Origin of the sequence: Streptomyces sp. NPDC006197, assembly GCF_040613865.1 — a bacterium.
GTDB lineage: Bacteria > Actinomycetota > Actinomycetes > Streptomycetales > Streptomycetaceae > Streptomyces.
In genome coordinates, this window is the sequence record NZ_JBEXSZ010000196.1 from 1 (window position 1) to 13,679 (window position 13,679).

At 72.7% G+C, this 13,679-nt stretch carries 12 protein-coding genes and 1 pseudogene; 7 read left to right on the forward strand and 6 right to left on the reverse strand.

Annotated features, from left to right (window positions below; translation table 11 throughout):
* A partial coding sequence (locus tag ABZ318_RS36250; RefSeq protein ID WP_356906686.1) for a M28 family metallopeptidase occupies nt 1-1,114 on the reverse strand: 1,114 nt, incomplete at its 3' end.
* Between the two features lie 224 nt (nt 1,115-1,338).
* Between ABZ318_RS36250 and ABZ318_RS36255 the strand changes: the two genes are divergently transcribed.
* Nucleotides 1,339-2,445, forward strand: a complete 1,107-nt coding sequence (locus ABZ318_RS36255) for a hypothetical protein (RefSeq protein WP_356906687.1) — start codon at nt 1,339-1,341, stop codon at nt 2,443-2,445.
* Between the two features lie 105 nt (nt 2,446-2,550).
* Nucleotides 2,551-3,210 carry an NAD(P)-binding domain-containing protein gene (locus ABZ318_RS36260; protein ID WP_356906688.1) on the forward strand — a complete coding sequence of 220 codons (660 nt, stop codon included), beginning with the start codon at nt 2,551-2,553 and terminating at the stop codon, nt 3,208-3,210.
* Nucleotides 3,211-3,242: 32 nt separating this feature from the next.
* Here the strand turns inward: ABZ318_RS36260 and ABZ318_RS36265 are convergent, their stop codons facing one another.
* The gene (locus ABZ318_RS36265) at nt 3,243-3,860 is read right to left on the reverse strand and encodes a DUF4291 domain-containing protein (RefSeq protein WP_356906689.1); all 618 of its coding nucleotides are present in this window, start codon (nt 3,858-3,860) and stop codon (nt 3,243-3,245) included.
* Between the two features lie 130 nt (nt 3,861-3,990).
* On the opposite strand from ABZ318_RS36265, the gene ABZ318_RS36270 reads away from it, so the two are divergent.
* A complete protein-coding gene (locus tag ABZ318_RS36270) occupies nt 3,991-4,308 on the forward strand; it encodes a DUF6401 family natural product biosynthesis protein (RefSeq protein ID WP_356906690.1) in 318 nt (105 codons plus the stop codon).
* 37 nt (nt 4,309-4,345) lie between these two features.
* Here ABZ318_RS36270 and ABZ318_RS36275 read toward each other — a convergent pair whose 3' ends face one another.
* From ABZ318_RS36275 to ABZ318_RS36285, 3 genes are all read right to left on the reverse strand, one after another.
* On the reverse strand, nt 4,346-5,164 hold the full coding sequence (locus ABZ318_RS36275) for a hypothetical protein (protein ID WP_356906691.1): 819 nt from the start codon (nt 5,162-5,164) through the stop codon (nt 4,346-4,348).
* Between the two features lie 87 nt (nt 5,165-5,251).
* Complete coding sequence (gene rarD / locus ABZ318_RS36280) at nt 5,252-6,322, reverse strand: EamA family transporter RarD (RefSeq protein ID WP_356906692.1); 1,071 nt, start codon at nt 6,320-6,322, stop codon at nt 5,252-5,254.
* 98 nt (nt 6,323-6,420) lie between these two features.
* On the reverse strand, nt 6,421-7,287 hold the full coding sequence (locus tag ABZ318_RS36285) for an NmrA family NAD(P)-binding protein (RefSeq protein ID WP_356906693.1): 867 nt from the start codon (nt 7,285-7,287) through the stop codon (nt 6,421-6,423).
* A gap of 97 nt (nt 7,288-7,384) precedes the next feature.
* Between ABZ318_RS36285 and ABZ318_RS36290 the strand changes: the two genes are divergently transcribed.
* From ABZ318_RS36290 to ABZ318_RS36305, 4 genes are all read left to right on the forward strand, one after another.
* A complete protein-coding gene (locus ABZ318_RS36290; RefSeq protein ID WP_356906694.1) occupies nt 7,385-7,762 on the forward strand; it encodes a helix-turn-helix domain-containing protein in 378 nt (125 codons plus the stop codon).
* 85 nt (nt 7,763-7,847) lie between these two features.
* A complete protein-coding gene (locus ABZ318_RS36295) occupies nt 7,848-8,651 on the forward strand; it encodes a hypothetical protein (protein WP_356906695.1) in 804 nt (267 codons plus the stop codon).
* A gap of 5 nt (nt 8,652-8,656) precedes the next feature.
* Nucleotides 8,657-10,912: a bifunctional serine/threonine-protein kinase/ABC transporter substrate-binding protein gene (locus ABZ318_RS36300; protein ID WP_356906697.1), complete on the forward strand. Its 2,256-nt coding sequence runs from the start codon at nt 8,657-8,659 to the stop codon at nt 10,910-10,912.
* A 2-nt stretch (nt 10,913-10,914) separates the two neighbouring features.
* Entirely contained in the window at nt 10,915-13,092 is a 2,178-nt protein-coding gene (locus ABZ318_RS36305; RefSeq protein ID WP_356906696.1) for a bifunctional serine/threonine-protein kinase/ABC transporter substrate-binding protein, read from the forward strand.
* 64 nt (nt 13,093-13,156) lie between these two features.
* Here the strand turns inward: ABZ318_RS36305 and ABZ318_RS36310 are convergent.
* Nucleotides 13,157-13,679 (reverse strand): annotated as a pseudogene (locus tag ABZ318_RS36310) (2-oxoacid:ferredoxin oxidoreductase subunit beta); the annotation flags it as partial.

Consider the following 13,679-nt stretch of genomic DNA (forward strand, 5'->3'; position numbering starts at 1 on the left):
CACCGATGTAGGTGTGGACGATGTCCACGCCGACCTTGAGGGTCGAGGGCGCGTTGCCCGCGACGCCGCTGACGGTGACGGAGGAGGTGACCGCGGCGCCGTTGTCCGGGATGGAGACGTCGGCGGTGTTCTCGAAGACCGTGCCGGTCGGCGGGGTCGTCGTCCCCGAGGACAGGTTCCAGACCGCGTACGCGACGGCGTCCGCGTTCCGGTCCAGGGCCGTGTCGTTGATGTTCGCCGTGGTGTCGCAGGACGAGTGGTAGCAGCGGTCGAAGGCCTGCCCGGCCGTGCCGCCCCACTTCTGCGCCTGCGCCGACGTCTTGGTGTAGTCGGCGCCGGAGAACAGGCCGCCGACCGGTATGCCCGCGTTCTTGAAGGGCGCGTGGTCCGAGCGGCCGTCGCCCTCGGTCTCGATCTCGGTGGGGATGCCGAGCCCGGCGTAGTAGTCCTTGAAGGTCTGCTCGATCGTCGGGTCGTCGTCGTAGACGAAGTAGCCCGGGTTCGGCGAGCCGATCATGTCGAAGTTCAGGTAGCCCTTGATCTTCGAACGCTCGGTGCTGGGAAGGTTGTTGACGTAGTACTTCGAGCCGACGAGTCCGAGCTCCTCGGCGCCCCACCAGCCGAAGCGCAGGTGCTTCGTCGGCTGGAGCTGGGCGCGGGAGACGGCGAGCGCGGTCTCCAGGATCGCGGCGGACCCGGAGCCGTTGTCGTTGATGCCGGGGCCCGAGGTGACCGAGTCCAGGTGCGAGCCGGACATGACCACCTGGTTCGGGTCGCCGCCCGGCCAGTCGGCTATCAGGTTGTAGCCGGTGGCGCCGTTGTAGCTGAACTGCTGGAGCGTGGTGGTGTAGCCGGCGGCGTCCAGCTTCGCCTTCACGAAGTCGATCGAGGCCTTGTAGCCGGTACGGCCGTGGGCGCGGTTGCCGCCGTTGGCGGTGGCGATCGACTGGAGGTCCGCCAAGTGCTGCTTGACGTTGGCGAGGGATATGTCGGGCGGCGTGACGGCCGCCGCGGCGGCCGGGCTGGCGGAGGCGCTGGTGCCGGTGAGCCCGGCGAGCGCGAGCGCCGCGAGCGCGGCGGCCGCGGTGGCGCGTCTGGGAACGGAGAGGTTCATGTGGGGGCTCCGGATTCCGAACGGGGATGGGACGGAACGTGCGAGACGCCCCGGGCGTGGGTGCCACGAGGCGGCTGGAGCTGTACGAGTACATGTGCGGTGTTCGGTTGTTCTGTTGTGCGTGCTGAATGTTCAGTGAGAATTTGACTTCACGTCAAGAGCGGAAACCGGTCAGGTCTGTTCGCTCACCGGACAGGGCGTGAACATGACCTACGCTGCTGCCCGTGGACGGAATAGACCTGGGCAACGGAATCGTCGGCGCCATCCTCGGAGTCGTCTTCGCGACCCTCTTCCAGCAGTGGACACAGGACCTGTGGTTCAAGGCCCGCCGCCGCTCCGCCGGTGTCGTCCGCAGTCTCACCTACCGGCAGGAGCAGGGCCGCGCCTGGGCCACGTTCTCCCTCGGCCCGTTGCACACCCCCGCACTCATCGTCGAGGGCGACGGCGACCGGGCCATCGCCGCCGAATCCGTCCACGTCCAAGTGCTCGACGGGGAAGTCGACCTGCCGGAGGAGATGGCGGACTGGCGCACCGAGATCGAGGCCGAGGAGGACCGTGCCGCTGAAGCCGGTGAGCGCCGACCTGTCTGGAACGGACCCCGGTACGCCGTCGAGTCCGTCGAGATCACCCGTACCGCCCTCGACGAGCAGTCCGAAGTCCACCTGCGGCTGAAGCCCACCGACTACTACACCTTCCTCGCCGCCCAGCAGCTCGACCGGCGCTTCCCGGACGGCACCACCCCACGAGGCCGCTATCTCGACCCGGACGCGCCGCTCACCGCGCCCGCGTTCCTCCAGTGCAGCTTCGCCGTCAACATCGCCGTCGTCACCGCCGACCACCTGCTGGTCGTGAGCCGTCGCAGCGAACGCGTCCGCATGGCACCGGGACTCTGGAACTCCTCCGTCAACGAAGGCCTCTCGCGCCACATCGACTCCGCCGGACGCAACGCCCCCGACCTGCACGCCGTCGCCCGCCGGGGCATGCGCGAGGAACTGTCGATCGAGCCGCACGAGTACTCGCTCTCGCTGCTCGCCTTCGTCCTCGACGTCGGCAAGCGCCACTGGAGCGCCCACTTCTACGCACGCCTGAACGATCTGACGGGCGACCAGCTCCAGGCGCGCATGAGCAGGGGCGTCGCGGACCGGTGGGAGCACGAGACGATCGAGTACGTTCCCTTCCGCACGGCCGACGTCACGCGCTACCTCCTGTCCCCGGAGCGCCGCCACCGCTGGGCTCCGCTGGCCCCGTCCCTCTTCCACCTGGCCCTGGTCCACGTCCACGGCCGAGCGTCGGTCGAACGGGCGGAGGCGCAGGTGGTGCGACGGGCGTAGGGGCCTGTGGGGGGACATGCCGGGAAGAGAAGGAGTGGAGGGCGGGTTCAGTACGGCTTAGGGTCGGCCTTTCGGCCGTCGTCCCCTCCGAAGGAGCGCACGCAGATGAAGATCGCCGTACTGGGCACGGGTGAGGTCGGGCGCCGGCTCGCCACCAAGCTGGTCTCGCTGGGGCACGACGTGGCCATGGGGTCCCGTACGGCGGACAACGCCGAGGCCGCCAAGTGGGCGGGAGAGTACGGCGGGACGCACGGCACCTTCGCCGACGCCGCCGGCCCCGCCGAGCTGGTCGTCAACGCGACCGGCGGGCTGGTCTCCCTCGCCGCACTGGAGGCGGCGGGCGCCGCGAACCTGCGCGGCAAGGTCCTCGTGGACGTGTCCAACGCCCTCGACTTCTCCGAGGGCTTTCCGCCCAAGGTGGGCCTGCCCGACGGCAGGAGCGTCGCCGAGCAGCTCCAGCAGGCCTTCCCGGAGACGCGCGTCGTCAAGACGCTCAACACCATGACCAACACCGTCATGGTCGAGCCCGGCCGGGTCCCCGGGCACCACAACGTGTTCCTGAGCGGCGACGACGAGGGCGCGAAGGCCGTGGTCGCCGAGCTGCTCGCCTCCTTCGGCTGGGCCGCCGACCGGATCATCGACCTCGGCGACCTGTCGAGCGCCCGCGCCGCCGAGCAGCTCCTGCCCCTGTGGCTGCGGCTCTACGGGATGCTCGGCACCGGCGACTTCAACTTCGGCGTCGCCGGGATGGGAGCCGGGGCCTAGGGGGTGTCTTGCCGATCAGGGCCGGACAGGCCCTAGGCCTGGACCCGGACCGGTGCCGGCGCCCTCAGGTGGTCCAGGAGGCCCTCCGGCTCCGGGTAGGGCTCCTCCCGGGGGAGCAGCCGGCCGGCGGCCTCCAGGTCGCCGGCCCGGACCAGGGCGTGGACCTCGTGGGCGAGCGCGGTCACGTCGGTGACGGAGACCGTCCACTCGTCCGCGTACCGGCGGGTCGCCTCGCCCGACAGGCCGAGCTGGAGCGAGCGGTACGGGAGGGGCCTCAGGTGCGGGTCCCGCTCGGGGTCCCACTGGACCCGGGCCGGCGCCTGCCGCAGCTGCCGCTTCCAGGAGGCCTGGTCGGTGTGGAAGCCGCGCTTGTAGTGGGAGAGGCAGGCGTTCCGCAGGGCCCATTCGAAGCCCTCGCGGGTGATCTCCACGGCGAGGACGGTCTCCTGGCCCTCCTTCTCCCCCCAGCCGGAGCGGTACATCATCCACAGGAACGACGGCTTGATCCACGTCATCCGGTCCCGCTTCCAGGCCTCCGGGAAACGGCCGTCGCGGGCGGCCGGCAGCCCGATCGCGGGCCGGTACGCCTGGTAGACGGTGATCGTGCGCTCGGTGTGGAGCGCGCGGATCCGGTACTTCGGTTCTTCCATGCGCCTCAGGGTGCGGGGCGACCACCGGGCGAGGCCACCGGTTTTCCGCCCGCCCCAGGGGGGCGCGGAGGCCGGGACCTGCGACGAACGTCACGGTCTGGACCCTCTGGTACGCACCTAATGTGGAGGGATGAACGATTCGCCCGGCAGCCCGCTGATCGACGTCGCCGCCACGTACATGCCCCGGCTCTCGGAGTTCTCCTTCGAGCCGGGGCTCGTGGCCGCCGTCGACCAGCACGCGGCGGCCGTGTGCGACGCGCTGATCCCGCCCCAGCGGGGGCCGGAGGGCCGGACCGTCCGCCGGGAGGAGCTGGCCGACTACGTCCTCGGGTTCACCGACTGGCTCTCCGAGGTCGACTGGACCGAGCCCGTCGGCCACGACTTCGCGACCCTCCGCCTGACGGCGGTCTGCTGGCTGATCCGGGAGCACGACCTGCTGGGCGTGTGAGTCCCGGGTCCGTGGTCGTCTCCCGGGCCCGCCGTGCCTACATCGGGTCCATGGGCGGCTCGTGGGACCCGCCGCGCTCGTCCCGCTCGCCCCGCGTCGCGCGTTCCTGCGCCGCCGGCATCCCGCCCCGGGCGTCCTCGCGGCCGCGCTGGTAGGCCGAGATCTGGTCCTTCGCCCGGCCGGTCTCCTGCTCGGCGGCCGACAGCCAGCGCTCCCAGCGGCCCCGCATCGGGGTGACGAGCCCGCCGCCGACGCCGACGATCACGACACCGGCGATCATCGCGAGCACGGCCGTGAGCACCGGGCCGGTGATGGCGGTCGCGATGCCCGCCTGGCCCAGCGCGGCGATGACGCCGAGGCCGACGATGAACGCCCAGGCCGCCGTGGCGAGGACCTTGCCGTAGGAGGTCTGCCCCAGCGCGCCTTCCACGATGTCCCGTACGGCGCGGGCGATGGCCATGGCGACGACGACGATGACGCAGGCGACGATCGCACGCGGCAGCCAGGCGACGATGCCGTTGATCATGACGCTGACCGGGTTGGGGCCGAAGACCCCGAAGGCCAGCTGAAGGGCGATCAGCAGGATCGCGTAGTAGAGGATCTTGCAGATGATGCCGGTGGCGTCGTACTTCGATCCCCGGAGGGTGTTCGCGACGCCGCTGCGCTCGGCCATCCGCTCGAAGCCGACACGGCGCAGGACGCGGTCGGCGACCTTGGCGATCATCTTGGCGACGAACCAGCCGACGATCAGGATCGCGAGGAAGCCAATGAACTTCGGGACGAACGCGGCGACGGCGGACCAGGCGTCCGTGAATCCCTTGCCGAAGTCGACCGAGAGGGCGAGGGGCTGCGACATGGAGCCATCACTCCGCTCAGGAGGGGCCCCGCACCGTCGGGGCCTGGACTTCCGACACAACTACGCGCGCGTGCCACTCGCCCCTCGTCAGCGTCCGGGCTGGGCCGATGGGGTGGAAACCGGCGCGGCCCCGGCCTCCCCGCCGGCGTGTCCGGTTGCGGGGGCGCTCTCCGCGGGGGCGCTCTCCGCGCGAGCGGCCTCCGTACGAGCGGCCTCCGTACGAGCGGTCTCCGTGCGAGCGGCGGAGGCCGCCGCCTCGACCGCGGCGCGGCTCTTGCGGGCCGTCCGGAGCGCGTCCCAGGTGAGGAGCGTCAGCGCCAGCCAGACGAGGGAGAAGCCGGCCCAGCGCTCCGGCGGCATCTCCTCGTGGAAGTAGACGACCCCGAGCAGGAACTGGAAGGTCGGCGCGAGGTACTGGAGCAGTCCGAGCGTGGACAGCGGTACGCGGATCGCCGCCGCCCCGAAGCAGACGAGGGGGGCCGCCGTGACGAGGCCGGTGGCGGCGAGCAGCGCCGTGTGGCCGGCGCCGTGGGAGCCGAAGGCCAGGGTGCCCTGGCTCCCGAGCCAGACGAGGTAGGCGAGGGCGGGCAGGAACTGGACGGCGGTCTCGGCGGCGAGCGACTCCAGGCCGCCGAGGTTGACCTTCTTCTTCACCAGGCCGTAGGCGGCGAAGGAGAACGCCAGGGTGAGCGAGATCCACGGCGGCCGCCCGTACCCGACGGCCAGGACGAGCACGGCCGAGAAGCCGACGCCGACGGCCGCCCACTGCGCGGGGCGCAGCCGCTCCTTGAGGACGAGGACGCCGAGGGCGATGGTGACGAGCGGGTTGATGAAGTAGCCGAGGGAGGCCTCGACGACGTGCCCCGTGTTGACGGACCAGATGTAGAGGCCCCAGTTCACGGTGATGACGGCGGCGGCCAGGGTGATCAGGCCGAGCTTGCGCGGGCTGCGCGCGAGCTTGGGTATCCAGCCCCAGCGGCGCAGCGCGAGCAGGGCGACGCCGACGAAGAGCAGGGACCACACCATGCGGTGGGCGAGGATCTCGACGGCCCCGGCGGGCTTGAGGAGGGGCCAGAAGAGCGGGACCAGTCCCCACATGCCGTAGGCGCCGATCCCGTAGAGCAGTCCTGCTCGTCCCTCGTTCTTCTCGGTCTCCACCGTGGACCTCCCGCCCTGTGCGCCGCGCCTGTCCTGTCGAAGGTAGCGCCGCACGGGGCGGGTTGTCATGCCCGTACCGCCATACGGTCATGACAGCGTCACGAGGCGGCGAGCGCCTCCTTGATCGAGGCGGCGATCGGGGTGGTCGGGCGGCCGGTCAGCCGGGCCAGATCGCCGGTCCGCAGGGCGAGCGCGCCGCCCGCGACGGCCCGGTCGACGTCGACCAGGATCTCGGCGAAGGGCCGCGGGACCCCGGCGCCGGTGAGGATCTCCAGGTGGGTCGCGGCGGGGACGTCGCTGTACGCGATCTCCCGGCCGGTCTGGGCGGCGACCTCGGCCGCGTACTCGGCGAGGGACCAGGCGGTGTCGCCGCTCAGCTCGTACGCCCTGTTCAGGTGCTCCTCGGCCGGGCCGGTCAGGACGGCGGCCGCTGCGGCGGCGTAGTCGGCGCGGGCGGCGGAGGCGATCCGGCCCTCGCCGGCGTTGGCGACGACGGCGCCGTGGGCCAGGACCGGGGCGAGGTTGGCCGTGTAGTTCTCGGAGTACCAGCCGTTGCGGAGGAAGGTGTACGGCAGGCCGGACGCGAGGATCAGCTCCTCGGTCGCCTTGTGCTCGTCGGCGAGCGTGAAGTCGGCCTCCGGGCCGCCGAGGATGCCGGTGTACGCGAGCTGGGCCACGCCCGCGGCCTTCGCGGCGCTCACCACGGCGGCGTGCTGGGCCACCCGCTGCCCGACCTCGCTCCCGGAGATCAGCAGCACCCGGTCGCCGGCCTCGAAGGCGCCCGCCAGGGTCTCCGGCGCGCTGTAGTCGGCGACGCGGAGCTCGACCCCGCGCTCGGCCAGGTCGGCGGCCCTGGCCTTGTCGCGGACGACGGCGACGACGGACTCGGCGGGGACGCGGGCCAGCAGCTCGCTGATGACGAGGCGGCCGAGCTGTCCGGTGGCGCCGGTGACGACGATGCTCATGGGTCTCTTCTTCCGGTGGGGGTGCGATGGGCGATGCACTCACCGTACGACGGGCGCTATCTATTCGTAAGTACCAACTTTGAAGTAAGGTACAGGCATGGGAGTAAGTGGGAAGAGCATGGTCGACGCCATGTGCCCGGAGCGCCGCGTCCTGGAGCACGTCACCAGCCGCTGGGGCGTCCTGATCCTGATCGCCCTGCGGGAGCGCTCGTACCGCTTCAGCGAGCTGCGCCGCGCGATCGGCGGCGTCAGCGAGAAGATGCTCACGCAGACGCTCCAGACCCTGGAGCGCGACGGCTTCGTCCACCGCGACGCCAAGCCCGTCATCCCGCCCCGCGTCGACTACACCCTCACCCCCCTCGGCGAGGAGGCCGCCCGCCGGGTCGCCGAACTCGCCCGCTGGACCGCGAGCAGCCTCGGGGCGGTGGAGGAGGCGCGTGTGCGTTACGACACGGTGCGGGGAGCGTCCCAATGAGGTTGTAGACCCGCCCAGTTGATCCGCGGGGCCGTACGATCTCCTTCACCGAACGGGGGATCGTGTGAGCGACCGTGGGGGAATCGTGAGGGACACGTACGAAAGAACGCTGCGCACCGGTGCCGTGCTGGCGGTGGGCGTGGCACTCCTGGCGGGCTGTTCGTCGGGAGGAGGCGGGGACGACGGGAAACCGCCCCGGGGGACACCGAGCAGCAGCGCGTCCGGGACCCCGACCCCGACGCCGAGCCGACCGGGCCTCGCCCTGGACCCGAAGAAGGCCCCGCGCACCGCGGCCGACGCGAAGCGGCTGGCGCTCGCCGTCGTGGCGGGTCCGGACGACTGGGGCCCCGACTACGTCGAGCGCAGCCCGTTCCTCAGCGAGCCCGGCTCCTGGCCGGTCCTCGACACGGACTGCACCTGGGAGGCCGGCAGCCTGCCGGGCTCCGTCCTCTACAGCGTCACCTCCTACGGCGAGATCCCGGCCGCCGGCGGCAAGGGAGCCCTGCGCGTCGCCGCCACCGTCACCATCCACCGCACCGAGTCCGACGCGGACTGGGAGATGGCCGAAACCCTGGAGGAGGCGCTGCGCTGCCCCGCCCAGCGGCTGCGCGAGGGCGAACGCATCAGCGGCCTCACCTCGGTCAGCCCCCCTTACGACGAGCACTCCACCACGGACGACCTCCTCCTCGAGCGCGGCTCGTACCTCAACGACGCCTTCAAGGGACCGCAGTTCTACACCTGGATGCAGAGCCGCATCGGGCAGGTCAGCTTCGCCACCGTCATCAAGGGAGCCCCCGGCTACACCGAGGCGAAGACCACCGACGCCCAGGTCCGGGCCAACGTCATCATGCAGGACCGCGTCAAGAAGCAGTGGGGAGCCCAGTCGTGAGCCCGATGGCCCAGCCCGACCCCCGGCCCGTCCCGGAGCCCGCCCCCGAGCCCGGCGCGCTTCAGCCGCTGCTCCCCGCCGACCCGTCCTCGATCGCCGGCTACCGCCTCCTGGGCCGCCTCGGCGCCGGCGGCATGGGCGTCGTCTACCTCGGCCGCACCGCCGCCGGCGAACTCGCCGCCGTCAAGGTCACCCACGCCGACCAGGCCGACCAGCCCGACTTCCGCGCCCGCTTCCGCCGCGAGGTCGAGGCCGCCCGCCGGGTCTCCAGCCCCTGGGCCGTGCCCGTCACCGGCGCCGACCCGGACGCCCCCGAACCCTGGATGGCCACCGCCTTCGTCGCCGGCCCCTCCCTCGGCGAGGCCGTCACCGCGCACGGCCCGCTGCCCGAGCGGTCCGTCCGCCTCCTCGGCTGGTCCGTCGCCCGAGCCCTCGCCGCCGTCCACGCAGCCGGGCTCGTCCACCGCGACGTCAAGCCCGGCAACGTCCTCCTCGCCGTCGACGGCCCGCGCCTCATCGACTTCGGCATCGCCCGTGCCACCGGGGAGACCGCCCTCACCGCCACCGACATGGTCGTCGGCACCCCCGGCTTCCTCGCCCCCGAGCAGGCCGAGGCCCGCACCGACGCCATCGGCCCGCCCGCCGACGTCTTCGCCCTCGGCTGTCTCCTCGTGTACGCGGCGACCGGCCGGCCGCCCTTCGGCACCGGCGCCGTGGACGCCCTGATGTACCGGACCGTCCATGACGAACCCGATCTCACCGGCGTACCCGAAGGGCTGCTCGACCTCGTCCGGGCCTGCCTCGCCAAGGACCCGACCGCCCGGCCCGCGGCCGCCGAGATCGGCATGCGGCTCGTCGAGGACACCCCGGGCGACGGCGCCGACTGGCTGCCCGCCCCCGTCGTGCGGACCATCGCGGAACGCTCCGCCCGCATGCTCGCCCTGCCCGAGATCGACGCCACCGAGGCGCCCACGGCGCCACCCGCGAAGAGCAGGCGCGGCTTCCTGCTGCTCGGCGCCGGTGCCGCGGTGCTCGCGGCGGGCGGCGGCGCGTACGCACTGCGGAACTCCGGGCGCGACGACACCGGCGGCGACGGGAAGCCCCCCGCGCCGAAGCCCCGGAACACCTGGGCCATCGGCGTCCTCGCCGACCTCTCCGGGCCCGCCCAGGAGATCGGCAAGGCCCAGGAGCGCGGCGCCCGGCTCGCCGTCGAGCGGTTCAACGCCGTGCACAAGGGCAAGCCCTTCACCCTCGAACTCAAGGTCTCCGACGACCGCGGGGACCGCGGCGGTGCCCTCGCCGCCGCCCGCCGGCTCACCTCCGACCCCTCCGTGATCGCCGTCCTCGGCCCCACCTCCGACGAGACCGGCATCGCCGCGCTCCCCGCCTTCGAGGAGGCCGGCACACCACTCCTCACCACCTCGGCGGGCTACAACCTCTTCACCCTGCGCGCCGAGGTCGGCCCGCCGAACACGACCGTCCTCCGCGCCATCCCGAACCACCTCCTGGCGGGCACCTACCTCGCCTGGTCCGCCACGCTGCTGCCGCAGATCCGCCGCCCCGGAGTCCTCCAGGAACGCACCAACGACCCGTACAGCTGGCAGTACGTCAAAGGGGTCGGCTTCGGCTTCGAACAGGCCGGCATCAAGCCGCACTTCCGGGTGGTGCCGGGCCGGGCCACCGACTACCGCCGGATCATCGGGGAGATGATCGACGCCGGCATCGACGCGTACGTCCACTGCGGCGTCCGCTCCACAGCCGTGCTCGCCGCCCGAGCCCTGCAGCAACTCGGCTTCACCGGGCCCCGGTTCGCCGGCCAGCACGTCTTCGGCTCGGAATTCCTGAAGGAGGCCGGGAGCGCCGCCGAGGGCTGGTACGTCTGCGCGCCCGTCATCGATCCCGTCCAGCGGGCCGCCGACACCAAGCAGAAAGCGGCCGACCGCAAGCCCGCCCAGGACTTCCTCGACGCCTACCGCAAGCGCTACGGCACCACCCCCGCCTTCTACACCGGCGAGTCCTTCGACGTGGTCAACCTGGTCACGTCCTGGCTCTCCACGAGCGCCGCCAAGGGCCCGCTCACCCGCAAGGGCCTGTGGGAGGCCCTGCGCACGCAGAAGTACACCGGGGCCATGGGCGGTTACGAGTTCGGCGACAGCGGGGAGCTCACCGGCATGGGCACCTTCGTCTACGGCGTGCAGAACGGGGCCTACAAGTTCCTCGGCCCCGCGCCCGCGGAACCCAGCAAGCCGAAGAAGGCCTGAGCGTGCAGCCGCTCAAGAAGGCCGATCCCTCCTCGATCGCCGGCTACCGGCTGCTCGGCCGGCTCGGCGCCGGAGGCATGGGCGTGGTCTACCTCGCCCGGTCCTCCGGCGGCGCGCTCGCCGCGCTCAAGCTGATCCGCGCCGAGCACGCCGCCGACCCGGGCTTCCGGGAGCGGTTCCGCCGCGAGGCGCGGGCCGCCGAGCGGATCACCGGCCGCTGGGTCGTCCGCGTCCTCGGCTCCGACCCGGAGGCCCGGGAGCCCTGGCTCGCCACCGAGTACGTGCCCGGGCCCTCGCTCGCCGAGGCCGTCGCCCTGCACGGCGCCCTGCCCGAGCCGACCGTGCGGGCGCTCGGCGCACGGCTCGCCGATGCCCTCGCCGACATGCACACGGCCGGGCTTGTCCACCGGGACGTCAAGCCTGGCAACGTGCTGCTCGCCCTCGACGGGCCCCGGCTCATCGACTTCGGCATCGCCAGGACCGCCGGCGCGACCGCGCTCACGGCCACCGACGCCATGATCGGCACGCCCGGCTTCCTCGCCCCCGAGCAGGCCCGTGCCCTGGGCGCCGGCGAAGTCGGGTCGGCCAGTGACGTCTTCTCGCTCGGCTGTGTCCTCGCGTACGCGCTGACCGGACGCCGCCCCTTCGGCATGGGCGCGGTGGCCTCGGTCGTCTACCGCACCGTCCACGAGGAGCCCGACCTCGACGGCCTGCCCGAGCCGCTGCTGCCCCTGGTCGCGGCCTGTCTCGCCAAGGACGCCGCCGACCGGCCGGGCACCACCGAGGTGCGGGACGCCCTCGGTCCGTACGAGGGGCCGGCGGCGGGCGACTGGCTGCCGCCCGGCCTGCCCGCGCTGATCGCCCAGCGCTCCTCGCGGGTCCTGGACCTGCCGGTCGCCGACCCCACCATGCTCGACCCGGAGGAACCGCAGGGGACTTCACGGCGCCGCTTCCTGGTCCTCGCCGCCGCCGGGGCCGTCGCCGGCACGGGAGGCCTCACCGCCTGGCTGCTCGGCCGCGACCCGGGCACCGGCACCGGCGGCGGCACGGGGGCGCCGAAGGCGACGTACACGATCGGCGTCCTCACCGACCTCAGCGGCCCCGGCAAGGCGGACGGGCGCGCCCAGGAACGCGGACTGCGCCTCGCCGCGGAGACCTTCAACGCCCGCGCGGACCGGCCCTTCGACCTGGTGCTCAAGGTGACGGACGACGGCGGTGACCCGAAACGGGCCGCCGCAGGGGCCCGCGCCCTCCTCCAGGACCCGGCCCTGGTCGCCGTTCTCGGCCCGACGGCCACGGAGACGGCGATCGCGGCGGCCGACGTGCTCGTCGATCCGAAGGTGCCGGTGCTGAGCGTGGTGGCGTCGGTCGCGGACGGGGTGATCCGGGGCCAGACGCCGGAGACGCGCACCTACTTCGAAGTGCGGCCCTACCCCGACGTGATGCCGACGCCCTTCGGCCGCTACCTCACCGAGCACGGCCTGGGCCGCACCGCCGTCATCGAGGACCGGGCGGCCGGCACCTACAGCTGGCTCGCCGCCCGGAACCTGAAGGCCATGCCTCCCGCCGGCGGCACGGCCACCGTGCACCGGGTCGAGGCGGACAGCGAGGACTTCGGCCCGGCGGTCCGGGCCGCGCTCGCCACCTCCCCGACGGGCGTGATGTACGTGGGGAAGTCGCCGCGCCGGGCCGCCCTGTGCGCCAAGGCCCTGCGGCAGCAGGGTTACCGGGGTCCGTGCGGAAGCGTCGAGTCCGCGCTCCAGCCGGAGTTCCTCACCGTGGCGGGCCCGGCCGCCGAAGGCTGGTACTTCGGGGCGAGCTACACCGACCCCGACACGGTCCCGGCCGCGAAGGACTTCGCCGCCGCGTACCGCAAGCGCTGGGGGCTCGCGGCCACGGAACCGGTCGACCGGTTCGCGGTGGAGTCGTACGACGCCCTGTGGTGGACGGCGCAGGCACTGCGCACCGCTGTCGGGAGGAACGCGAGGTACCCGGGCGCGGCGACGTCGTACGCGTTCATGAAGGACCACAAGGTGTACCGGGGGGTGGCGAGGTCCTACCACTCCAGGGCCACCGAGAACTCGACGACCGTCCTCGAAGGACTGACCCTCTGGCGTATCCGCTCCGGAAGGCCCCGCTGCCTCGGCCCCTTCGCCGAGGCGGCGAAGCGCGACGACTGACCGCGCGGCCGGTCCGGGGCCGTAGCCCGGGCCGACCGCGCGGACGGGCGTCAGCCGACGACGGTCAGCCCACGACCGTCCAGGTGTCGTTGCCCGTGAGGAGCTGGCCCAGGTCGCCCTTGCCGTAGCGCTCCACGGCCGTCTCCAGCTGGTCCGCCATCAGCGTGTCGTACACCGGGCGGTCCACCGAGCGGAAGACGCCGATCGGGGTCTGGTGGAGGGTGTCCGGGTCGGCCAGGCGCGAGAGGGCGAAGGCGGTCGTCGGGGTCGCCGAGTGGGCGTCGTGGACGAGGATCCGGGACTCGTTCTCCGGGGTGACCGTGACGACCTGGAGGTCGCCGGTGGCCGGGTCGCGGACGACGCCCTTCTCGTGCTCGGCGCCGAAGCGGATCGGCTGCCCGTGCTCCAGGCGGATCACCGCCTCCTTGGCCTGGTCCTTGTCCTTGAGGACCTCGAAGGCGCCGTCGTTGAAGATGTTGCAGTTCTGGTAGATCTCGACGAGTGCCGTGCCGTTGTGCTCGGAGGCCTGGCGGAGCACCTCGGTGAGGTGCTTGCGGTCGGAGTCGACCGTGCGGGCCACGAAGCTC